Source organism: Amycolatopsis sp. NPDC104819, assembly GCF_055583145.1.
On sequence record NZ_JBVJON010000008.1, the window covers coordinates 531,963 to 554,224 of the forward strand.

A 22,262-nucleotide genomic window follows, 5' to 3' on the forward strand; every position below is an offset into this window, starting at 1 on the left:
CTCCACTTCCTTGTGGGGACGGGGTTTCAGGCGGCGGTCCAGCCACCGTCGAGCGGCAGGGACGCCCCGGTGAGGTGGCCGGCGTGCGGCGAGCACAGCCACCGCACCAGGGCGGCGACGTCGGCCGGCTCGATGAGCTTCTTGATGGCGGCGCGCTTGAGGAGCACCTCGGCGACGACGTCCTCACGCGGGATGCCGTGCTCGGCCGCCTGGGCGTCGATCTGGTTGTCGACCAGCGGCGTCCGGACGTAGCCGGGGTTCACGCAGTTGCTGGTGACGCCGTGTTCCGCGCCTTCGAGGGCGGCGACCTTGGAGAGCCCTTCGAGGCCGTGCTTCGCGGCGACGTACGCGGCTTTGTAAGGGGACGCGCGCAGCCCGTGGACGCTCGACATGTTGACGATCCGCCCCCACCCGCGCGTGTACATCGACGGCAGCGTGTGCCGGATGAGCAGGAAGGGGGCGGTGACCATCAGCGCCTGGATGCGCGTGAAGACGTCGGGCGGGAAGTCCTGCAGCGGCGCGACGTGCTGGATCCCGGCGTTGTTGACCAGGACGTCGACCTCGGCGGGCAGCGTGGTGATGGCGGCGGGGTCGGTGAGGTCGGCGACGTGCGCCCAGCCCCCGACCTCGGCCGCGGCGGCTTCGGCCCCATCGCCGTCGACGTCGACGACGTGCACCTTGGCCCCGGCCGCCGCGAGCGCGCGGACGCAGGCCAGGCCGATACCGCCGGCCCCGCCGGTGACGAGGGCGGTGCGCCCGTCCAGATCGCTGGTCATGGACGGGAACGGTAAGCGTGACCCGCGTCGCGGGCCATGGGTGCGGGAGCTACAAGTTCGGAAGATCCAGTGGGGTGGGGGCACATAGGTCGGCGAGGAGGGCGCGCCACGATCGGGTGGAGATTTCGAGGGTGCCGCCCGGGCGGTCCTTGGTGTCCCGGATTCGCGACGGGTGGCCGAGCGCCACTTCCACACAGTTCACATCGTTTGAATAGCGGGAAATCCGCCACTCACCCATCCATGCCTCCGTGTTCGGCGATCACCTCCCTGATCAGCGCGCAGCTGTCGGGTTCGCTCAGGGCAAGCGCCGCCAAGGTCTTCGCGGCCGAGCGGTAGTCGGCCACCTGGTCCTCAGCGTAGAGGTAGGCGCCCGCGCGGAACTGCTCCACGAACACGATCGGCGGCAGCTGGGCGAAGTCGAGGATCACGAAGGGCCCGGAGTGTCCCGGGTGGTAGCTCGGGCTGCCCCGCAGCACCTGCAGCCGGATGTTCTCCCGCCGCGCGAGCTTGAGCAGCAAGCGGAGCTGGTCGACCATCACCACCGGCTCGATGAACTCGGGGCGCAGCACCGCCTCGCCGATGACCGCCCGGAACGGGATCGGTTGCGGCCTGGTCAGCAAACCGCGCCGCGCCTGCCGGACCGCCGCGAGCCGCTCGAGCGCAGGACCGGCCACCCCGAGCCCCGCCAGCACACTCCGGGTGTAGGCGGTGGTCTGGAGAATCCCGGGCACCAGCACCGGCTCCCAGCCGAACAGCTCGCTCGCCTCGCGCTCGCACTGGACAAAAACATCGGCTTGCGATGTGTCGAGCCAGCTGGGCTCCGCCGCGGTGCGCGCCAGCTCCAGCAATCTGGCGCGCTCCGCCGGCGCCACGACCAGCGCCCCCATCACCAGGGCCACCTGCTCGACCCGCGGCACCCTCTTCCCGTACTCCCAGTTGGAAACCTCCTGCGCGTGCACCCCGATCACCCGCGCCAGCTGCCGCACGCCGACGTCCTTTTCCTCCCGGCACTTGCGCAGCCCGAAGCCGAGCGCTCTCGCCCGGGGTGTCGCGAAGGGTGTCGCCATGACCGCATTCTGTCACCGGGGTCCGACAGTTCCGTCCGCCGCACTTCCGCCCCTGTCGCGAATCCGCGACACTCACCGTTCCTTCAGCACCGCCAGGTAGTGGACGTTCGTCATGACGCCCAGGACATTGCCGAACGGGTCGACGACCGACGCCGTCACGAACCCGGGCCCGCGCTCGGTGATCGGCTCGTGTTCCTTCGCGCCCAGCTCGATGAGCCGCGCGAGCGTCGCCTCGAGGTCGTCGACGTGCCAGTAGACGATCTCGCCGCTCGCGCCGCCCATGTCCGGCACGTACTTGCGGTCGATGAGGCCGAGCTCGTGCTGGTAGTCGCCGATGCGGAACTCCGCGTACCCGGGGCGGTGGAAGTACGGCTCGACCCCCAGGAACTCGCTGTACCAGCTCTTCGCGGCCTCGTGGTCGTCGGCGAAGTACGAGACGGTGGCCATTCCTCGCAGCATGTCTGCTCCTTCTCTCTTGTCTTCGGTCATCATGCGAGGTGAAAGTGCGCACCATCTGAGCACTTTGTTTGCGACACTTCCTCCATGCGCGCCGACCGCCTCGTGGCCACCCTCCTGCTGATGCAGACCCGCGGGCGCGTCACCGCGGGCGAGCTGGCCGCGGAGCTGGAAATCTCCGTCGCGACGGCCCGCCGTGACCTCGAAGCGCTCTCGGCCGCCGGGGTGCCCGTCTACCCGCAGGCGGGCCGCGGTGGAGGCTGGCAGCTCGTCGGGGGCGCGCGCACGGACCTGTCCGGCCTGAGCGCGCGGGAAGCGCAGGCGCTGTTCCTCCTGGCCGGCCCGGCCGCGGCCGGGGCGCCGGAGGTGAAGTCCGCACTGCGCAAGCTGATGGGCGCGCTGCCGGGCACGTTCCGCGCGGACGCCGAGGCCGCGGCGGAGGCGGTTTTCGTCGACCAGGCGGGCTGGGGCGAGCGCCCGAAGGACCGGCCGCCGATGGTCGAGGCGCTGCGGGACGCCGTCATCGCGCGCCGCCGCGTCCTCCTCACCTACGCGGGCCGCGAGCGGTCGGAGCGGGTCGTCGACCCGTGGGGCCTGGTCGACAAGGACGACGTCTGGTACCTCGTCGCGGGCACGCCCCAAGGGCGGCGGACGTTCCGCGTCGACCGGATCATCGAGGCCGTCCCGACCGGCGAGCCCGCGGACCGGCCGTCGGACCTGGAGCTGGCCGAGGTCTGGGAGCAGGTGGTCGAGGAGGTGGAGAAGCGCCGTTCCCTCCTCACGGCGGACGTCGTCCTGGCCCGCCGCCACTTCCGCGTCCTGCGCGACCGGTTCGGCCGCCACTGCGAGCTGGTCACCGAGCTGCCCGGCGACCGCGTCCGCGCCCGGGTGGCCGCCCCGGCGCCGCTGATGATCGCCCAGGAACTGGCCGGCTGGGGCGCGCTGGTCGAGGTCGAGGGCCCGGAATCCGTCCAGGCCGAACTGGCGCGGCTGGGCGCCGAACTGGTGGCCCGCTATGCCCGGAGGCCCGGCTAGCCGAGGCTCGACCGCTTCCCCGCCACGCCCGAGCAACCCCGATCGGCCCGGCCAGCCGACACCCGGCCGCCTCCCCACCACGCCCGAGCAACCCCGATCGGTCCGGCTAGCCGACGCCCGGCCGACTCGGCACCCCCTCGGCAAGATCGCCGGACTCCGTCCGACCAGCTCACGTCCCGAAGGAGCAAGCCGTGGTAATCCCGATCAGCCGATCGCCAGAATCAACTGCCCGTTTTGCCCGATAAATCCCTCGATACCGAGATGCCGAAAAGAACCAAAATCCCCCACCACCCCCGGCTCCCCACCCACCGGAACACCCGCTCCGCCCACTTCGGACGGACTTGTTGACGAGCCGCCAGCCCGTCATACTCGGTGAACGGCGTTAATCCATCCTTAGTGGACAGTAGGAAGACCTACTACGAGTGTCCGTTACTCCCCGGTATCTCGCCGTTCGGAGTATCCCTGATCACCCGTTTGCTGCTAATGTGACGCCTCCGTGACCTGAACGTGTGTTCGGTGACACTTCGGTGAGGGCAGACGATGCGTGACGATGTGGTCGAGGCGAGTGCCGTGGTCGGGCACACGCCGGACGTGGTGTGGCAGATCGTCGGGTCGCCGGAGTGGTACTCGCGGTTCGTCCCGGAGATCAGCTGGTGCGAGGTCCAGGAGCCACCGGCGCGCGGGCGGGGGCCGAAGGGCCTGATCCGGATCGTCCCCGAGCGCGGGCCGATGCTGGAGTCGCAGGTGCAGGCCGTCGTGTACCGGCCGGGCGAGCACGTCGTGTGGTGCGGCGTCCCCGACGACGGCACCTGGGTCTCCCTCGAGCTGAGACCCCTGGCCGGCGGCAAGACCGAGCTGTTCGTCCGGATGATGCTGCCGCCGTCGTACCTCGACCTGGTTTCGTCGGTGAAGAAGGACCTCCGCGCGCTGGCCCGGCGCCTCGACCTCCACCTGGCCGGCGAGTCCGGCCCCGGCGCCGACAACGACAGTTACAAGGCCACCAAGCTGCGCACGACGAGCGTCCTGCTGCGCGCCGGTGTGCTGAGCCCCGCGCGGCCGGACAAGCTGGCGCGCCAGCTCAACTCGCTCGCGCAGTGGGGCGCCACCGTCGCGGGCGGCTACCAGGCCGCCGCGGGCCGCGTCCCCGACGAGCCCGCCCTGCACGACGAACGCAACCTCCGCACCTTCCGCCAGGTGCAGGAGCGCAGCGACCGGCTCGCCAACGCGCTGACCGACCTCGGGGTCGGCGAGCGCGACCGGATCGCGCTCATGTGCCGCAACCACGCCGCGATGGTCGAGTCGTTCGTCGCCGCGAGCAAGCTCGGCGCGGACGTCATCCTGCTGAACACCGGGCTCTCCGGGTCCTCGGTCAAGGACGTGCTGGCCGAGCACGAACCGGCCGCCGTGCTGGCCGACGACGAGTTCGCGCAGACCATCGCGAACGTGCCGGGCGACTTCGCGCGGGTCAGCACCTGGCCGGACGCCGAGACCGGCTACCCGACCGTCGACGAGCTGATCCACGCCGCGCCCGCCGACCCGCCGAAGCCGGTCGAGCGGCCGGGCCGGCTGGTCGTGCTCACCTCCGGCACCACCGGCACGCCCAAGGGCGCGCGCCGGCCCACCCCGAAGGGCCTGGGCGCCGCCGCGGCGATCCTCGACCGCATCCCGCTGCGCGCCGCCGACCGGATCCTCGTCGCGGCGCCGCTGTTCCACAGCTGGGGCCTCGCCGCGATGCAGATCGGCATGGCGCTGCGGGCGTCGCTCGCGCTGACCCGCAAGTTCGACGCCGAAGAGACGTTGCGGATGGTCGCCGAGCAGAAGTGCGACGCGCTGTTCGCCGTGCCGATCATGCTGCAGCGGATCATGGACCTGCCCGAGCGGATCCGCGCGCGGTACGACCTCTCGTCGCTGCGGATCGTGGCGAGCAGCGGCTCGGCGATGTCCGGGGCGTTCGTCACGCAGTTCATGGACACCTTCGGCGACGTCCTCTACAACTTCTACGGCTCCACCGAGGTTTCGTGGGCGAGCATCGCCGCACCGGCCGACCTGCGCGCCGCGCCGACGACGGCCGGCCGCTGCCTGCTCGGCACGCGCATCGCGATCCTCGACGAGGACCGCATGCCGGTCCCGCCCGGCGGCGAAGGCCAGATCTTCGTCGGCAACGACATGCTGTTCGACGGCTACACGAACGGCACCGACCCGGCTCGCGCGGCGGACCTGATGGCCACCGGTGACGTCGGGTACCTCGACGCGGCGGGCCGCCTGTTCGTCACCGGCCGCGCCGACGAGATGATCGTTTCCGGCGGCGAGAACGTCTTCCCGCGCCCGGTCGAGGAGGCGCTGGTGGCCCTGCCCGGCGTCCACGACGCGGCGGTGGTGGGCGTGGCGGACGCGGAGTGGGGCCAGCGCCTGGCGGCGTACGTCGTCCCGCGGCGCGGCGCTTCGCTGCACGCGGAGGACATCCGCCAGTACATCCACCAGCGCCTGGCCCGTTTCGCGGTGCCGCGGGACGTGTATTTCGTGCCGGATCTGCCGCGCAACGCGACGGGAAAGATCCTCAAGAGGCTCCTGCACGACGACACCTGGCCGGCGACGTCCGAGTACTGATGCCGGAGCACACCCCGGACGGCCGGTACATCGTCGTCGACGGCCGTCGCTGGCGCGCGACGGACCCGGAGATCCCGGACGACGTCCGCGACCGGCTGCAGAAGCACCTGATGGCCGCGCGGCGCGTGCAGGACCGCGCGCGGACGCAGACGGCGAAGGTGGCTTTGGGCGAACGCGGGGAACCGTGGTGGGAGCAGACTTCCGCGCAACGGCGTGAGCGGTGGGAAAGCGGCCTCGCCGAGCTGGATCAGCCGACCGGCTGACGCAGCACCGTCCTCAGCTTCGCCGCCTTCACCCGCCGCGGGTCGCCCAGGTACACCTCGTGGTGCAACCCGGTCGGCCGCACCCCTTGCGCCGCAAGGAACTCGTCGTGCAGGCGGGCCAGCAGCGGACCCTCGTCGTCGTACGAACCCACGTGCAGCACCTGCGCGCACCGCCCCTCGTGCAGCTTCTCGAGCCGCACCGGGACCTCGATCTTCTTCTTGCGCCGCACCGTTTCCCGAGCCTCTTCGACCGCGTCTTCACCGATCCACGACGGCTGGCTGATCAGCATCGTCCACTGCCAGGAATCCTTGGCCCGCACGGTGAACGCCGCATAGTCGTCAGCCCACCAAAGGCCCTCCAACGGACCCACGACGAAGTCCTCGCCACCCCGCTTGGCCGTCATCTTGATCGTGTACGCAACGCCATAAAGCGCTTCGACAGCCCGTGCGTAGCTCTCCGCGGTGTTCGGGTTGCCACGGCCGTCGACCGCCAGGAACTGCTGCTCAGGCACCTCCACCAGCGCCCAGTCCCGGTTCTTCGGCGCGTACAGCTGCTTCAGGTCCTTCTTGACGTCGTAAGGCATCAGGTCATCCCTTCCAGCCACTCGGCTTCCGCTTCGAGCTGGCCGATCGAGTAGTCGAAGATCGCGCGCACGAACGGCGGGACGTCGGCCGCGGCCGCGCGGCGGACTTCGGCCAGCCGCTCCCGGACCGCCTCGGCCCGGCGAGCGAGCGCCGCCGCGAGCCGTTCGGGCGGGACGGCGGGCGCGTTGGCCAGCCCGATCAGCACCGGCGGGTGGACCGGACGCAGCTCGGCGACGGCCGCCTCGGCCGCCCGCGCGCACGCTTCCCGGCCCGCGTCGGTGGCGGTGAACGTCTTCTTGGCCTTGGCGTGCGCGCGCTCGCCCGCGACTTCGGTGACCAGGCCGCGGTCGCGGAGCTTGCCGAGCACGTAGTAGATCGAGCTGAACCCCAGCGCGGTCCACTCGCGCAAGCCGCGCTCCGAGACGACTTCGTCCAGCTCGTACCCGTGCCTCGGCCGCTCGACCACGAGGCCGAGCACCGTCAGTTCCGCGTCCGTCAGCACGGCCGTACTCTAGCACTAGAATACTTCGGCTCCGGAAATTGTCGGTGGGTGATGGCATGCTTCAGCGAGTAACGGAACCGAGGGGGAACAGTGGGGGGACAGGTGGTGACGGCGGTGCCGTGGACCGCGGAGCGCGTGGCCGGGCTGGCGCCGGATCCCGCGTCGGAGAAGGCGGGCCGGGCGCTCGCCGCGCCGGCGAAGTGGTCGGGCGCGGGTGCGTCCGAAGACGCCGTGTGGGGTTTCTGCCGGGGCAGCGGCAAGAAGCCGTACCAGACGTGCGTCGAGCTCGCCGAGCCCGCGTTCCGGTGTTCCTGTCCCAGCCGCAAGTTCCCGTGCAAACACGCGCTGGGGTTGCTGATGCTCTGGGCGGCCGGCCGGCTCGACACCGGGGAGCCGCCGGAATGGGTGCACACGTGGCTCGCCGAGCGGGCCGATCGGGCCCGCCGCGCGGAGAAACGCGCGGAAGCGGCCGGGCCCAAGGACGAAGAAGCCGCCGCGCGCCGCGCTTCGGATCGGGCGGCACGGGTCGAAGGCGGTGTCGCGGAGCTGAAGGTCTGGCTCACCGACCGGATCGGCGCCGGGTTCGCCGGGTTCGACCGCAGCGGCGGGGAAGAGCTGCGCACGGTCGCCGCCCGGATGGTCGACGCGCAGGCGTCCGGCCTGGCGGGCGGGCTGCGGCGGGCGGCCGGGATCGTCGGCCGCCACGACTGGCCGGAGGCCTTACTGGGCGAGCTGTCCTTGCTGTACCTGCTGGCGGACGCGGCGAGCCGGCTGGACTCGCTGCCGCCTCCGCTGGCCGAGACGGTCCGCACGCGGCTCGGGTTTTCGGTGGAGACGGCGCGGGTGCTCGAGCAGGGCGAGCGGGTGGCCGACGACTGGCTGATCACTGGCGCGGCCGACGAGGAGAACGACCGGCTGCTCACCCGCCGCACCTGGCTGCGCGGCGGCCGCACGGGCCGGGACGCGCTGGTGCTGTCGTTCGCGCCGCCGGGCCGTCCGCTGGATTCTTCGTTGCCCCCGGGCCACTTCCTGACGGCCGAGCTGGCGTTCTACCCGGGCGCGGCGCCGCTGCGCGCGCTGGTGGTGGAGCGCGGCATCCCGTTGCCGGCGGCCGCCGCCGACGGCGGTTCGATCGCAGACGCCCTGTCGGCGTACGCGCGGGCGATGGCGGCCGACCCGTGGCTGGAGCGCTGGCCGGTCCTGCTCACCGGTGTCACCCCGGCCGAACACGCCGGCGGCTGGTGTCTGTCCGAAGAGGACGGAACCGCGCTGCCGCTGGTGCCGTACGCGTTCCCGTGGTCGCTGCTGGCGATGTCCGCCGGCTGCCCGGTGACGGTCGCGGGCGAGTGGAGCCTCGCGGGCCTGCGTCCCCTGACGTGCTGGACCGGCGACCGGGCGGTGCGACTGTGATGCCCCTGTACCTCAAGCCCCGGAAGGCGGTGAACCCGTGAAAGCCTGGGAAGACCTCGTCGGCACCGCTCTCCTCGGCACCCGCCGCCGGCCCCTCGACCCCGCGACGCAGCCGCCCGCCGTCCAGGCGCTCGCCGGTGACCGGGCCGAGCCCGCGGACCAGCTGCTCACCGCGGCGGCCGTGCTCACCACCTACCGGCGCGCCGGGAAACGGCCGCTGTCGAACGTCAAACCGCTGCCGGCCGCCGGGCCCGACGAGCGGGCCTTCGTGCCGCCGCTGGCGCGGGAGCGGCTCGCGCGGCTGCTGGCCGCCAGCCATCCCGACCTGCTGCTGGAATGGCTCGGCATCGTGGCGGGCACGGCGTACCGCGTCCCGCCGGAAACCCTGCCCCTGCTGGCCGAAGCGGCCCGGAGCAAGGCCGCCCTGCGCGGGCCACTCGTCGCGGTCGCCGGGCCGCTCGGGGCGTGGCTCGGGCAGCGGAACCCGGACTGGACCTTCCTGTCCGCGCCCGCCGAAGACACCGCGGACGTCTGGCAGTACGGCAGCCTCGCCCAGCGTCGCCGCTGGCTGGCCGCCCGGCTGGCCGAAGACCCGGACGCCGCGCGGGAAGCACTCGGCACGTCGTGGAAGACCGAACCCGCCGACGTCCGCTCCGACTTCCTCGGGGTGCTCGCCGGGCACGTCCGCCCCGGCGACGAAGCCTTCCTCGAAGCGGCGCTCACCGACCGCGCGGCCGCCGTCCGCGAGCGAGCCGCCGAGCTGCTCGGCCGGCTGCCCGGCACGCGTTACGGGCAGCAGATGGCCGAACGGCTGCGGCCGCTGGTGCGCCGCCGGGGCCGGGTGCTGGAAGTCTCGCTGCCCCAAGGCGAACGCGGTGAGGGCACCGTCCGGCTGCGCACGCTCGTCGCGGCCGCTCCCCTGGGGTTCTGGACCGAGTTCGGCCCACCCGCCGAGGTGGTGCGGATGACCGTCGAAGGCTGCCCGCCCGGCGTGCTGCGCGACTCGTGGGCCACCGCGGCCCTACGCCAACGTGACGAAACCTGGGCGCAGGCGCTGATCGGCGCCGATCCCGGCGGGCGCACCACCCCGCCGCTGCTCGGCACGCTGAGCCCGGCGAGCCAGGCCGCGACCGTCGGGCACCTGGTGAGCCGGCTGCCCGTCGAGTCGTTCGCGCGGCTGGTGCACGAGCTGCCCCGGCCGTGGACGAAGGAGCTCGGCACCGCGCTGCTCGACTGGATCGCCCGCCAGGACGACCACCGCCTGGTTTCGCACGCCGCCGTCGTGATCGCCCGCGCGGTCCCGCGGACGTGCCTCGGCCACCCGCTGGCCACCACCCGCCTGACCATGGACGCCGGGCCGTGGCGCCGGGCGCTCACCGAAACGCTGAACTTCCGCCGCGAAATGTACGAGGAGCTCGCATGACCGCCGCCACCGTCCTCCGGCCGCACGCCGAACAGGACCACGCCGCCGAGCTGGCCGCGCTGGCCGCCGCCGACGACCGGACCCGGCCGCCCAGCTGGCACCTCTCCCCCTGGGCCGTCGTCCAGTACCTGCTCGGCGGCACCCTGCCGGACGGCACCGTGATCACCCCGAAGTACGTCGGCCCGCGGCGGCTGATCGAGGTCGCCGTCGCGACCCTGGCCACCGACCGCGCGCTGCTGCTGCTCGGGGTGCCCGGCACGGCGAAGACGTGGGTGTCGGAACACCTGTCCGCCGCGATCAGCGGGGATTCGACGCTGCTGGTGCAGGGCACCGCGGGCACGTCCGAGGAGTCGATCCGCTACGGCTGGAACTACGCCCGGCTGATCGCCGAGGGCCCGAGCGCCGCCGCACTGGTCGAAAGCCCGGTGCTGCGCGCGATGCGGGACGGCAAGCTGGCCCGGCTCGAGGAGCTGACGCGCATCCCGGCCGACGTCCAGGACTCGCTGATCACCATTCTCTCGGAGAAGACACTGCCGGTCCCGGAGCTGGGCACCGAGGTGCAGGCGCGGCCGGGCTTCAACCTGATCGCGACGGCGAACAACCGCGACAAGGGCGTCAACGAGCTGTCGAGCGCGCTGCGGCGGCGGTTCAACACCGTGGTGCTGCCGCTGCCGGACAGCGCCGACGCCGAGGTCGAGATCGTCAGCCGGCGGGTCGCCCAGCTGGGCGCGTCGCTGCAGCTGCCCGCGGAAGCCGCCGAGCTGGCCGAGATCCGCCGGGTGGTCACCGTGTTCCGCGAGCTGCGCTCCGGGCGCACCGAAGACGGCCGCACGGCGGTGAAGTCGCCGTCCGGCACGCTCTCCACCGCCGAAGCGATCAGTGTGCTCACCGGTGGCCTCGCGCTGGCGGCGCACTTCGGTGACGGTGTGCTGCGCCCGCACGACGTCGCGGCCGGCATCCACGGCGCGGTGGTCAAGGACCCGGTCGCCGACCGCGCGATCTGGATCGAATACCTCGAGACGGTCGTGCGCGAACGCGACGGCTGGGCCGACTTCTACCGGGCGGGCCAGGAGATTTCGTGACCACACACCTGCTCGGCATCCGCCACCACGGCCCGGGTTCGGCCCGCGCCGTGGCGACGCGGCTGGCGGAGCTCGAACCGGACGTCGTGCTGATCGAGGGACCACCCGAGGCCGACGCCCTGGTCGAGCTGACCGAAGACCCGGCGATGGCTCCGCCGGTCGCGCTGCTGGCGTACGCGACCGACGACGTCTCGCGGGCCGCGTTCTGGCCGTTCGCCGTCTTCAGCCCCGAATGGCAGGCGCTCGCCTACGCGCGGGAAGCCGGGATCCCGGTGCGGTTCTGCGACCTCCCGGCCGCGAACACCTTCGCCGCGGGGCCGGACGAGCACGCCGGGCCGCCGGTCGACCCGCTGGCGCTGCTGGCCTCGGCCGGCGGTTACGACGACCCGGAACGCTGGTGGGACGACGTCGTCGAGTCCCGGCGGGACAGCGAAAACCCGTTCGACGTGATCGCGGACGCGATGACCGCGGTCCGCGAGGACGAAAAACCGCCGCAGGGCAACGAAGCGCGTCGCGAGGCATACATGCGCTCGGTGCTGCGCCGCACGCGCAAGGAGGGCTTCGAGAACATCGCCGTCGTCTGCGGCGCGTGGCACGTGCCGGCGCTGGCCGACCCGCTGCCGCCGGCGTCGCACGACCAGGCCGTCCTCAAAGGACTGCCGAAGCGGAAGGTCGCGTGCACCTGGGTGCCGTGGACCCACGGCCGGCTCGCCACGACCAGCGGTTACGGCGCGGGGGTGCGGTCGCCGGGCTGGTACCACCACCTCTTCACCACGGCCGAGGACGTCACCACGCGCTGGCTCACCGGCGTCGCCGCGGTGCTGCGCGAAGAGGACCTGCCGGTGTCGACCGCGCACGTGATCGAGGCGGTCCGGCTGGCCGAGACGCTCGGCACGCTGCGCGGGCGGTCGTCGGCCGGGCTCGCCGAGGTCACCGAAGCCACCCGCGCCGTGCTGTGCGGCGGGGACGAGGTGCAGGTCGAGCTGGTCACCCGGCGGCTCGTGGTCGGGGAACGGCTCGGCGAGGTGCCCGAGAGGGTGCCGCAGCCGCCGCTGGCCGCGGACCTGACCGCGACGGCGAAACGCTTGCGGCTCAAGAAGGATCCCGTCGTCAAGGAGCTCGACCTCGACCTGCGCACACCCGGCGGGCTCGACCGCTCGAAGCTGCTGCACCGGCTGCGGATCCTCGGCATCGAGTGGGGCAGCCGGGAGGCCTCGGCCCGGCGGAACCGGGGCACGTTCCGGGAGACCTGGGCGCTGAGCTGGGAGCCGTCGTTCGAGGTCGACCTGGTCGCGGCCGCCGTCCACGGCACGACCGTGCCCTCGGCCGCCACCGCCGCGGTCCGCGGCACCGTCGAAGGCACCCCGCCGCTGGACGAGGTCACCACGGCCGTCGAGAACTGCCTGCTCGCCGACCTGCCGGAGGCGCTGCCCGACGCGCTGGCGGCGCTCGACGCGCGGGCCGCCGCGGACGCGGACGTCGCACGGCTGATGTCGGCGCTGCCCGCGCTCTCCCGGGCGACCCGCTACGGCGACGTGCGCGGCACCGACACCGGCTCGCTGCGCGCGGTCGCCCACCGCATGCTCGACCGGATCTGCGCCGGGCTGCCACCGGCGGCCCACGGGATCGACGACGACGCCGCGGCCCGGCTGGCCAAGCTGGTCGACGGGGTGCACGACGCGACATCGCTGCTGGGCGAAGAGGCGAAAAGCCGCTGGCTCGACGCGCTGGTGCGGCTGGCGGAACGGCCGTCACTGCCCCCGCTGCTGGCCGGCCGGCTCACCCGGATCCTGCACGACGCCGGGCTGCTCGACGCGCTCGACATCGAACTGCGGCTGGGCCGGGCGCTCACCCCGGGCATCGCGCCGTCGGCGGGCGCGGCCTACGTCGAGGGGTTCTTCGACGGCGGCGCGCTGCTGCTGGTGCACGACGAAGGCCTGCTGCAGGTGATCGACGCCTGGCTCGCGGCGATCCCCGACGACGTCTTCACCGAGGTGCTTCCGTTGCTGCGCCGCACGTTCGGCGCGTTCAGCGGACCCGAGAAGCGGGCCATCGGCCAGCGCGCGGCCGGGCTGAAGGGCACCGCGCGGGTCGTGCCGGTGGCCGACGAACTGGACGAGGAGCGGGCGGAGCGCGTGCTGCCCGTGCTCGCGACACTGCTGGGGGTGGGGGTTTGAGCACGGACACCGATCGGGTGCGGCGCTGGCGGCTCGTGCTGGGCGGGGAAGGCGCGGGCCCGGGCTCGGGGCTGGCCGAGGCCCAGCTGTCCGAAGAGGACAGTGGGGTCGACGCGGTGCTGGCCGCCCTCTACGACAAGCCGGACGAGGAGGCCGCGGGCGGGCCGCGGAGTGCGAACCTGGGCGCGTCGGCGCCGCGGGTCGCGCGCTGGCTCGGCGACATCCGGCGGTACTTCCCCAGCACCGTCGTGCAGGTGATGCAGCGGGACGCGGTCGACCGGCTGGGGCTCACGCGGATGCTGCTGGAGAAGGAGCTGCTCTCGGCCGTGGAGCCCGACGTGCACCTGGTCGGCACCCTGCTCTCGCTGAACGGCGTGCTGCCCGAAGAGACAAAGGAGACCGCGCGCGAGGTCGTCCGCAAGGTCGTCCAGGAGCTGGAGGAACGGCTGGCCGAGCGCACCCGTTCGGCGATCACGGGCGCGCTGGACAAGGCGTCGCGCACGCACCGGCCGCGCCCGGGCGACGTCGACTGGGCGCGCACGATCCACGCGAACCTCAAGCACTACTCCCCCGAGCTGCGCACGATCGTGCCCGAGCGGCTGATCGGGTTCGGCCGGCGCCGGCAGGCGGTCCAGCGCGACGTCATCCTCGCCGTCGACCAGTCGGGCTCGATGGCGGAGTCGGTGGTGTACTCCGGGCTGTTCGGCGCGGTGCTGGCCTCGATGCGGTCGTTGAAGACGAGCTTCGTGGCGTTCGACACCGAGGTCGCGGACCTCACCGAGCACCTCGCCGACCCGGTCGACGTCCTGTTCGGCACCCAGCTGGGCGGCGGCACGGACATCAACCGGGCGATCGCGTACTGCCAGGGCCTGGTGGCGAAGCCCGAGCGCACGCTGCTGGTGCTGATCAGCGACCTCTACGAAGGCGGCGACGAGGACGAGCTCTTGCACCGGATCGGCGAGCTGACCAGCGCGGGCGTCCAGGTGGTGACGCTCCTGGCCCTGTCCGACTCGGGCGCGCCGTCCTACGACCACGAGACGGCGGCGTCCCTGGCCGAGCTGGGCGTCCCGGCGTTCGCGTGCACCCCGGACCAGTTCCCGGAGCTGATGGCCGCCGCCGTCCGCGGAGACGACCTCCAGGGCTGGGTCGCCCGCGAGACCAGCTGACGTGCCCAGGTCGAATCAAGAACAGGTCAGGTGAGCACCTCGGCCGCCAAAACCCTGCGATAAATCGTCAACAAAGCTTGGCGGGTTTCGGCGGAGAGGAGGGTCTGCAACCTCAGCGCCTTTTCGACGTCATCCTCGTCGCGCGCGGCCGACTCGAGCACTGCCCTTACCTTCTCCATCGGCAGTCCCAACACATCAGCAACGCGCTCGGTGTCACGAGGCAGGGAGACACCCCGCTCCCACTCCGACACCGTGGACTGATCCACTCCGACCCGTCGTCCGAGCTCGGTCTGGTTCCAGCCGTGTTCCAAGCGCGCTTCCTTGAGCAGCTTGCCCACTGCCAGCTTTACCGCGTGTACCAGGTCTCTCTCACCCATAGTCCAAGTATGGGCCGATATGGGGATATAGGCAAATATTTCCATAGACCCCAGGCAACCACTCGCGAGACCAGCTGAGTTGTGGATTAAAACCGACCCTCGGATGGTTCACACAGATGCGGGACGCACTCGGGGCCCGCACCGCCGACCAGGAAGGGACGGCTCGCCATGAAGGTCCGCAGTTCGCTTCGTTCGCTCGCCCGTCAGCCGGGCGCCCAGGTGATCCGCCGCGGCACGCGTGTGTTCGTGATCAACAAGGACAACCCGCGCGCCAAGGGCCGCCAGGGCTGACCCCTCGACGACGGCCGGGGCCTCGGAACTACGTGGTTCCGAGGCCCCGGTCGTTTTGGCGTTTCACCGAACCGCGTCGACCGGCGCGCGGCCGAAGCGCATGACACCGTCGTCGAGGCGGTTGAGGCGCATGTCCGCGAGGTCGAGCAGGTAGTTCTGCCGCATCATCCACGGCCGCCGGCCGCCCTGCTTCGGGAGGCCCGCCTCCGCGCGCTTGATGTAGCCCGACTGCAGGTCCACGATCGGGCGGGGCCGGCCCGCCGAGCCCGCCGAGACCGGGTCCGGGACGCAGTAGGCGAACCCGCGCCGGTCCAGGTGCTCCAGCAGGCGGCAGACGTACTGCGACGTCAGGTCCGCGCGCAGCGTCCACGAGTTGTTCGTGTACCCGACGCACCAGGCGAGGTTCGGGATGCCGCCGAACATCATGCCCTTGTACGCCCGCTGCTCCCCCGGCTCGATCTCGCGGCCGTCGACGCTCAGCGCCATCCCGCCGAACGCCACCAGCTTCAGCCCGGTCGCCGTCACGATGACGTCCGCGGGCAGCGTCCGCCCCGACTCCAGCTCGATCCCCGACGCCGTGAAGCGCGCGACCCGGTCGGTCACGATGTCGGCCTTGCCCGAGCGCAGCGCCCGGAACAGGTCCGCGTCGGGCACCAGGCACAGCCGCTGGTCCCACGGGTCGTAGTCGGGCACGAAGTGCGGGTCGACCGGGATGGACGCCGGCAGCTGGGCCGCCACGCGCTTGCGCAGCACCTGCGCCGCCCGGTCCGGCAGCCGCCGCAGCAGCTGGAAGAAGAACGTGCCCAGCACGACGTTCTTGCCGCGCACCACCCGATGCGCGAGCTTCTCCGGCAGCAGCGCGCGGATCCGGTCGGCGAGCGCGTCACTCCCCGGCCGCGCCACGATGTAGGACGGCGACCGCTGCAGCATCGTCACCCGCGCCGCCTGCTCGGCCATCGCCGGGACCAGGGTCACCGCCGTCGCGCCGCTGCCGATCACCACGACCTGCTTGCCCGCGTAGTCCAGCGAAGCGGGCCAGTGCTGCGGGTGCACGATCTCGCCGGCGAACTCCGCCCGGCCCGGGAAGTCGACGACGTGCCCGCTCTCGTACGAGTAGTAACCACTGCACAGGTACAGGAACCGGCACGTGAACGTCGCGCCGTGCGCCGTCGAGACCGTCCAGAGCGCGTCCGGCGACGACCACGAAGCTCGCACGACCCGGTGGCCGAACCGGATGTGCTCCTCGACGCCGTACGCGGCGGCCGTCTCCCGGACATAGGCGAGGATCGACGGGCCGTCGGCGATCGCCTTCGCGTCCTTCCACGGCCGGAACGGGTAGCCGAGGGTGAACATGTCCGAATCGGACCGGATGCCCGGATAGCGGAACAGGTCCCAGGTGCCGCCGATCGTGTCGCGCGCCTCGAGGATGGTGTAGGTCCGGCCCCGCAACCGGCAGGACGCGCCGATGCCGGACAGGCCGGCGCCCACGATGAGGACGTCCACGTGCTCGGCGCTGGTCATGCCCGCCAGCGTAACCGAGGTGGGGACCCCGCCGGACCGGGTCGGGGCACCGGTCCGGCGAGGAGGTATCACTACTGCCCAGGGGGTCCGGGTGGCGGAGCCCCCGGCCGGGGCGAAGCCCCGCAAATCACAGTGGGACTACCTTCGTCGCGCCGAAGCTGCCCTTCAGCGGCACCACGACGGACTTGCCGCGGACCGTCACCGTCACGCTGTCCTGCGTCTGCGTCGGGTCCGACACGGCGAGCTGCCGCCCCCAGCCGCACCGCCCGATCGCGACCGACGCGGGCCCGGAGACCCGCACGTCGCCGAGCGAACCGGCCGCGAAGAAGTTCGCCAGCAGGGTGTCGCCGGTCTGGACGGCCTGGACCGTCGCGGTGTTGGCGCGCACCTGCCACGCCCACGACGCGCCGACCGTGCCGAGGACCGACGCCCCCGGCAGCACCGCGTACGCGTACTTCGCGTTCGCCGGCTTCACGCCGTGCTGCAGCACCAGTTTCTGGTACCGGCGGGTGTTCGGTGTGGTGGTGCCCTTGGTGTTGGCGCCGGTGTCGATGTCGCGCCACGCGCCGGTGCGGTCCTCGCGCAGGGCCGTCACCTCACCGTCGTCGAGGAGCACGTAGCCGCCGACGTTCTCCAGGTGCACCCACCGCGGCCGGCGCAGGGTGCTCGGCTTGCCGAGGTCGGTGGCCACCCGGCGGAAGTCCGCCGTCAGCGCGCCCTTGCCGCCTTCGCCGAGGTTGCGGTTCTCGATCGTGGTGCGCACCGCGTGGTCCGAGGTGGACGTGATCCCGGCGCCGAGGCAGACGATCCCGTCCGGGGTGAAGAACCACGACTTCTTCGCGACGAGCGAGCCGTCCCAGGACTTGAAGTCGAACGCGTACGCGCCGTGCTTGTCGTCCCAGCGAGCGCCACCCGTGTGGGTGTTCGGGCCGACCGGGACGTTGCCGAACGCCGGGTCCGTCGGGCCGTCGTTCTCGGTGGTGCCCGGCAGCAGCAGCGGGTCGACCGTCGGCCAGTACGCGTCGGTGTAGTGGCCCTTCGCGCCCGGCACGAACGTGTAGAGCACGCCGTCGCCGACGTGGTAGCCCTTGAGGTTCTGGCCGTTGATGGCCTCGTAGCGCGAAATCCGCGTCGAGCTGACCCCGAGCGACGCCGTCCAGTCCTCGGTGGTGTGGACGAGCCGGTCCTGCTGGCCGAAGATCCGGTGCGTCGCCGTGGTGCGGGCCGGGCGCGTGTGCGAGGCCAGCATGTCCTGCGCGAACTCGATGCCCGGCGTGGCGACCAGGTCCGGACCGGGCGCGAACCGCTCGGGGTCCGGGATCTTGAGGAACGGCGCGTAGGTGCCCTCGGTGATCCACTTCGCCGCGAGCGCGTTGAGGTCGGTCTTCGTCTTGCCCGAAGCCGTGCGGGCCAGCACCAGCGTCGCGACCGTGAGCTGGTGGCCGATGTCGTGCGCGGTCTCGCCCTGGCGGGACAGCATCCGCCCGCGCACCGGCTCCAGCAGCGCGCCCGCGTACACGAACGGCGCGAAGCTGTCCGCCACCAGCGCGTAGATCTTGTCCTTCAACGGCTGCGGCAGCGCGAACCCGGTGCCCTGCGTGACGTGGATGGCTCCGGCGAGCGCGGTGAGCAGCACGATGCCGTAGTGCCCGGGGTACGGGATGGTGTCGTGCTGGATGAAGGAGCCGTCGACGTGGAAGCCGTCGCCGGCCGCGCGGTCGAGCTTCGCGACGACGCTGGCCGCGCCGCCGCCCGCGACGTCGGTCAGCGCGTCGATGCCGGTCCTGATCCACGCCGTGTCGCCGATCAGCGCGCCGGCGACGATCGAGATCAGGCCCTTGTCGGCGCGGTTGGCGCCGGTCTCGACGAGTGACGTGTTGTTCGCGCGGACGTTCGGGTTGCCGACGAACCGCTTGATCGGGCTGACGTAGCGGGCCAGCTCGTCGGCGGTCAGCTGGTCGGCAACGACCGAAAGCGTGTGCAGCACGTAGTACGGCACGCCGATTTCGTAGGTGTACCAGTTGCCGATCTCGCCGACGTTCGGGTTGTACTGGCTTTGGTAAATCAGCTCCAGCGCGGCCTTGATCCGGTCGAGCACGGCCGGGTCACCGGACAGCGCGCCGCCCGGGGTGCCCCAGTCGACGGCGATGGCGCGCAGCCGCGCGTACATCGACGTCGTGTAGTCGCTGCCGGGGCCGAGCGGCAGGTCCGTCCACAGTGGAGCGCCACCACCGGCGACGGACAGGCTCGTGTTGTACGCCTTCGCAACGCGGCCGAGGTTGGCCAGCGCCGCGGTGCGTTCCGGCGACGGCCGGTTGATGCCGGCCTGCAGCTGCCGGTACGCGGCGACGATCGGCGCGGTCGCGGCGGGCACCCCGCTCGCGGTGGGCGCCGCGAAGGGGGCCGCCGAAGCGAACGCGGGACGGGTGAGGAACACGGTGGAAGCGGCCGCCAGGGCGCCGCCGCGCAGAGCGTTTCTCCGGTTCACGGGCATGGTCATGCCTCCCAGGATTCAAGACATCCTTGGCTTGGGGAACGGGGATTCAGTTGTGCGGCGGCGTTGTGGGGCGACACCCCCGAGCTTTCACGGGAAAGCTCGGGGGCCGGAAACTGTCGGTGCGGAACGATAAAGTGGAAACGGGGGGCGCCCCCGCGGGATCAGCGGTTCAGCGGATCAGCGGGAGCCGTCGGTGCGGCGGGGCAGCTGCCAGGGGTTGGCCTCCTGCAGGGGTTCGGGCAGCAGCGTGTCGGGGAAGCCCTGCCAGGCGACCGGCCGCAGGAACCGCTCGATCGCGGCGGTGCCGACGGACGTCGTGGTCGGGGCCGTCGTGGCCGGGTACGGGCCGCCGTGTTCCTGGGCCCAGCTCACCGTCACACCCGTGGGCCAGTCGTTCCACAGCAGCCGGCCGGCGACGCGGGTGAGCGCCGGCAGCACCGGCCGGATCCAGTCCGCGTCGGACTCCTCGCCGTGGATCGTGGCGGTGAGCCCGGGCTCGACGACGTCGAGCAGCCGCAGCAGCTCGGCCTGGTCGGCGTAGGTGACGATCAGCGACGCCGGACCGAAGCACTCCTCGTGCACGGCCTCGCCGCCTTCGAGGAACTGCTTGCCGGAGGTGGCCAGCAGCGTCGGGGTGAACGCCGGGGCCTCCGACGGCGACGCGGACACCACCTCGACACCGGGCACCTTCCGCAGCTTCTCCAGCTGCGCGGAGTACCCGCCGGCGATGCGGTCGTTGAGCATCGGCTGGGCCGCGGCGCCGTCCAGCGCCTCCTTCAGCGTGTCGGTCAGGCCGTGGTCCTCGGGCAGGAACAGCAGGCCCGGCTTGGTGCAGAACTGGCCGGCGCCCAGCGTGAACGACCCGGCGTACCCCTTCGCGACGGCTTCCCCGCGCGCGGCGATCGCGGCCTCGGTGACCACGACCGGGTTGACACTGCCGAGCTCGCCGTAGAACGGGATCGGCCGCGGCCGCGCGTTCGCGATGTCGAACAGCGCGCGCCCGCCGGGGATCGAGCCGGTGAACGACGCCGCCGCGATCCGCGGGTCCTTCAGCGCGGTGACGCCTTCCTCCTGGCCGAAGATGACATTGAACAATGCGGCGGGGGCGCCCGCCTTGATCAGCGCCTCCCGCACGATCGAGCCGGTCTGCGCGGAGAGCTCCGGGTGGCCGGGGTGGGCCTTGAGGACGACCGGGCAGCCCGCGGCGAGTGCGGACGCCGTGTCCCCGCCGGCGACGCTGAACGCGAACGGGAAGTTGCTGGCCGCGAACACCAGCACCGGGCCGATCGCGGTCTTCACCCGGCGGATGTCCGGGCGCGGGCCCATCGGCCACTGCGCGTCGGCGTGGTCGACGGTGGCGCCGAGGTACTCGCCGTCGGTGAGCACCTCGGCGAACAGCCGCAGCTGGAACGTCGTGCGCTTCAGCTCGCCGGACAGCCGCGGGGACGCCGGCAGGTGGGTCTCGGCGTGGGCCAGCGGGACGAGCTCGTCCGCGGCGGCGTCGAGAGCGTCGGCGACGGCCGTCAGCCAGCCCGCGCGCTCGGCCGGGGTGGCTTCGGCGGCGGGACGGGCCGCTTCGGCGGCTCCCGCCAGGATCTTCTCGAGCGTGGCGGCGTCGGTGGCCTGGCTCATGGGGGGAACAGCTCCTCAGTTTTCGTGGGCGGCGGCGGTGGCCGTGCCCAGGTCGCCCCAGCGACCCGGACCGGTCAGGCCGAGGTGGTACAGGTGCAGCTCCGCGGCGCCCGCCTTGGCCAGCTCGCCCACGTACCCGGCGATGTCCGGCACCGGCGCGGCGGCGACCGCGGTGATGTAGCTGCCGATCGCGACCCGCTCGGGCAGGGCCTCCCGGGCCGCCGCGACGGCTTCGGCGCCCGTCGCGGGCGCCCAGCCGAACACTACGACCGCGTCGGCGTCGTCCGCGGCGGACGGCGTCAGCCCGGGCAGCGCGCCGGTGACCCACGGGTCGACCGCGCCGTGCAGCACGACCCGGGTGCCCGCCGGCAGCGTCGCCAGCACGGCGGCCCGCAGCTGGTCGGTGTGCATCTGTCTGGTAAACAGAAGGTGCTGAGTCAACGACGGCGGCAGGTCGTCGGCCGTGACGCCCAGGTCACCGGTCGCCACCAGCCGCCGGACCTCTTCGACCAGCTGGGCCCGCACGGTGTCCGCGTCGAGGTCCCAGGAAGACGCGCAGGCGTCGCAGCAGCAGATCGACAGCAGCCGGGCCACCGCGGGCGCCCAGACGCCGTCGGTCTTCTCGTGCTGGTGCTGGTGCACCGCGCCGAGCGGCCCGCACGCCTCGAGGATCACCGACGACAGCTCCAGCCCGGCGACGGCTTCCGCGGTCAGCGTCGCCGCGTACTCGCGCACCGCGGGCTGCGACGGGCACAGCGCCCAGGGGTAGCTCTCGCCGAAGCAGTTCCGCACCGTGACGTCCGGGTGCTCGTAGCCGAGCTGCGAGCTGTGCGTCAGGACGATCCACGCGGCCGCCGGGATCCCGGCTTCGTTGAGCAGCCGGACGGCGTCGGAACCGCTGTCCTGGGCAGCTACCCAGTCCGGTGTGGACGGCCGCAAACGTTTGCCTTCCCAGGCTTCCGCGCGCACCGGCCGGTAGAACGCCGCGTGCCTCGCGACGACGGCCGTCTGCGAAGCCGACCACGGCGTCGCGGCGCGGGCGCTGTGGTAGGACAGCGCGACAGCCACTTCGTCGACATCGAGGTCGCGGGCCCGAGCGGCGAACCCGGCCTCCAGGACGTCCCAGGGGTAGGCGTATCCCGTCACCTTCACCGGGTCACCACCTCGCCGTGTTCGGCTCGAAGCCGGGTACGTACTTGCGCATGTAGGTCACGTCGTCCCGTTTGGTCAGTCCACATCGGACGTAGTTCTCATGGAGGCGGGCCAGCGCGTCCTCGTCGACCGTGACCCCGAGGCCCGGGGCCGCGGGCACCGGGGGGGGGGGGGGGGGGGGGGGGGGGGGGCGGGGTGGGGGGGGGGTGGGGTGGCGGCTCGCTGAGCGTGTGTGTGCGGCGT

21 protein-coding genes (1 of these 21 only partly in view) are annotated in these 22,262 nt (G+C 72.4%); 9 read left to right on the forward strand and 12 right to left on the reverse strand.

The window, feature by feature from the left end; all coding sequences use genetic code 11:
- Positions 1–26 precede the first annotated feature (26 nt).
- From ACZ63E_RS27700 to ACZ63E_RS27715, 4 genes are all read right to left on the reverse strand, one after another.
- The gene (locus ACZ63E_RS27700) at positions 27–776 is read right to left on the reverse strand and encodes a 3-hydroxybutyrate dehydrogenase (protein WP_465339023.1); all 750 of its coding nucleotides are present in this window, start codon (positions 774–776) and stop codon (positions 27–29) included.
- A 49-nt stretch (positions 777–825) separates the two neighbouring features.
- Positions 826–1,014, reverse strand: coding sequence for a DUF397 domain-containing protein (locus tag ACZ63E_RS27705; protein WP_465339024.1), 189 nt, complete (start codon positions 1,012–1,014; stop codon positions 826–828).
- Complete coding sequence (locus tag ACZ63E_RS27710) at positions 1,007–1,843, reverse strand: helix-turn-helix domain-containing protein (protein WP_465339025.1); 837 nt, start codon at positions 1,841–1,843, stop codon at positions 1,007–1,009. Before ACZ63E_RS27710 ends, ACZ63E_RS27705 begins: the two co-directional genes overlap by 8 nt.
- 72 nt (positions 1,844–1,915) lie before the next feature.
- Positions 1,916–2,302 carry a VOC family protein gene (locus tag ACZ63E_RS27715; RefSeq protein ID WP_465339026.1) on the reverse strand — a complete coding sequence of 129 codons (387 nt, stop codon included), beginning with the start codon at positions 2,300–2,302 and terminating at the stop codon, positions 1,916–1,918.
- Between the two features lie 84 nt (positions 2,303–2,386).
- On the opposite strand from ACZ63E_RS27715, the gene ACZ63E_RS27720 reads away from it, so the two are divergent.
- The 3 genes from ACZ63E_RS27720 (at position 2,387) to ACZ63E_RS27730 (ending at position 6,204) form a co-directional block, all read left to right on the forward strand.
- Positions 2,387–3,334, forward strand: coding sequence for a helix-turn-helix transcriptional regulator (locus ACZ63E_RS27720; protein ID WP_465339027.1), 948 nt, complete (start codon positions 2,387–2,389; stop codon positions 3,332–3,334).
- 540 nt (positions 3,335–3,874) lie between these two features.
- The gene (locus tag ACZ63E_RS27725; protein ID WP_465339028.1) at positions 3,875–5,941 is read left to right on the forward strand and encodes an AMP-binding protein; all 2,067 of its coding nucleotides are present in this window, start codon (positions 3,875–3,877) and stop codon (positions 5,939–5,941) included.
- On the forward strand, positions 5,941–6,204 hold the full coding sequence (locus ACZ63E_RS27730) for a hypothetical protein (protein ID WP_465313516.1): 264 nt from the start codon (positions 5,941–5,943) through the stop codon (positions 6,202–6,204). Before ACZ63E_RS27725 ends, ACZ63E_RS27730 begins: the two co-directional genes overlap by 1 nt.
- Here ACZ63E_RS27730 and ACZ63E_RS27735 read toward each other — a convergent pair.
- Positions 6,189–6,788 carry a GyrI-like domain-containing protein gene (locus tag ACZ63E_RS27735; protein WP_465339029.1) on the reverse strand — a complete coding sequence of 200 codons (600 nt, stop codon included), beginning with the start codon at positions 6,786–6,788 and terminating at the stop codon, positions 6,189–6,191. The two genes, ACZ63E_RS27730 and ACZ63E_RS27735, sit on opposite strands and share 16 nt — an antisense overlap.
- Positions 6,788–7,291, reverse strand: a complete 504-nt coding sequence (locus tag ACZ63E_RS27740) for a PadR family transcriptional regulator (RefSeq protein WP_465339030.1) — start codon at positions 7,289–7,291, stop codon at positions 6,788–6,790. The genes ACZ63E_RS27735 and ACZ63E_RS27740 overlap by 1 nt, the downstream gene beginning before the upstream one ends.
- A 90-nt stretch (positions 7,292–7,381) precedes the next feature.
- On the opposite strand from ACZ63E_RS27740, the gene ACZ63E_RS27745 reads away from it, so the two are divergent.
- The 5 genes from ACZ63E_RS27745 to ACZ63E_RS27765 are packed head-to-tail and all read left to right on the forward strand — an operon-like array spanning position 7,382 to position 14,549.
- Positions 7,382–8,701, forward strand: a complete 1,320-nt coding sequence (locus tag ACZ63E_RS27745; protein ID WP_465339031.1) for an SWIM zinc finger family protein — start codon at positions 7,382–7,384, stop codon at positions 8,699–8,701.
- Between the two features lie 37 nt (positions 8,702–8,738).
- Positions 8,739–10,124 (forward strand): DUF5691 domain-containing protein, encoded by a 1,386-nt coding sequence (locus tag ACZ63E_RS27750; protein ID WP_465339032.1) that lies wholly within the window; start codon positions 8,739–8,741, stop codon positions 10,122–10,124.
- The gene (locus ACZ63E_RS27755; RefSeq protein WP_465339033.1) at positions 10,121–11,206 is read left to right on the forward strand and encodes an ATP-binding protein; all 1,086 of its coding nucleotides are present in this window, start codon (positions 10,121–10,123) and stop codon (positions 11,204–11,206) included. The genes ACZ63E_RS27750 and ACZ63E_RS27755 overlap by 4 nt, the downstream gene beginning before the upstream one ends.
- On the forward strand, positions 11,203–13,383 hold the full coding sequence (locus ACZ63E_RS27760; protein WP_465339034.1) for a DUF5682 family protein: 2,181 nt from the start codon (positions 11,203–11,205) through the stop codon (positions 13,381–13,383). The genes ACZ63E_RS27755 and ACZ63E_RS27760 overlap by 4 nt, the downstream gene beginning before the upstream one ends.
- Positions 13,380–14,549 (forward strand): VWA domain-containing protein, encoded by a 1,170-nt coding sequence (locus tag ACZ63E_RS27765; RefSeq protein WP_465339035.1) that lies wholly within the window; start codon positions 13,380–13,382, stop codon positions 14,547–14,549. Before ACZ63E_RS27760 ends, ACZ63E_RS27765 begins: the two co-directional genes overlap by 4 nt.
- A gap of 26 nt (positions 14,550–14,575) precedes the next feature.
- Here the strand turns inward: ACZ63E_RS27765 and ACZ63E_RS27770 are convergent, their stop codons facing one another.
- Entirely contained in the window at positions 14,576–14,926 is a 351-nt protein-coding gene (locus ACZ63E_RS27770; RefSeq protein ID WP_465339036.1) for a helix-turn-helix transcriptional regulator, read from the reverse strand.
- Positions 14,927–15,094: 168 nt separating this feature from the next.
- Here ACZ63E_RS27770 and ACZ63E_RS27775 point away from each other — a divergent pair, with 168 nt between their 5' ends.
- Complete coding sequence (locus ACZ63E_RS27775) at positions 15,095–15,217, forward strand: ribosomal protein bL36 (protein ID WP_247053887.1); 123 nt, start codon at positions 15,095–15,097, stop codon at positions 15,215–15,217.
- A 63-nt stretch (positions 15,218–15,280) separates the two neighbouring features.
- Here ACZ63E_RS27775 and ACZ63E_RS27780 read toward each other — a convergent pair whose 3' ends face one another.
- From ACZ63E_RS27780 to ACZ63E_RS27800, 5 genes are all read right to left on the reverse strand, one after another.
- Positions 15,281–16,738, reverse strand: coding sequence for a flavin-containing monooxygenase (locus tag ACZ63E_RS27780; RefSeq protein WP_465339037.1), 1,458 nt, complete (start codon positions 16,736–16,738; stop codon positions 15,281–15,283).
- Positions 16,739–16,865: 127 nt separating this feature from the next.
- Positions 16,866–19,232: a polysaccharide lyase 8 family protein gene (locus ACZ63E_RS27785; RefSeq protein WP_465339104.1), complete on the reverse strand. Its 2,367-nt coding sequence runs from the start codon at positions 19,230–19,232 to the stop codon at positions 16,866–16,868.
- Positions 19,233–19,412: 180 nt separating this feature from the next.
- Positions 19,413–20,867 carry an aldehyde dehydrogenase (NADP(+)) gene (locus tag ACZ63E_RS27790; protein ID WP_465339038.1) on the reverse strand — a complete coding sequence of 485 codons (1,455 nt, stop codon included), beginning with the start codon at positions 20,865–20,867 and terminating at the stop codon, positions 19,413–19,415.
- Between the two features lie 15 nt (positions 20,868–20,882).
- On the reverse strand, positions 20,883–22,019 hold the full coding sequence (locus tag ACZ63E_RS27795; protein WP_465339039.1) for a hypothetical protein: 1,137 nt from the start codon (positions 22,017–22,019) through the stop codon (positions 20,883–20,885).
- Positions 22,020–22,023: 4 nt separating this feature from the next.
- A protein-coding gene (locus ACZ63E_RS27800) for an enolase C-terminal domain-like protein (RefSeq protein WP_465339040.1) crosses the window boundary here: on the reverse strand, positions 22,024–22,262 show its 3' end. Its footprint extends 1,165 nt past the window's final position; only the last 239 of its 1,404 coding nucleotides appear in the window; the start codon falls outside the window, past its right edge; its stop codon occupies positions 22,024–22,026.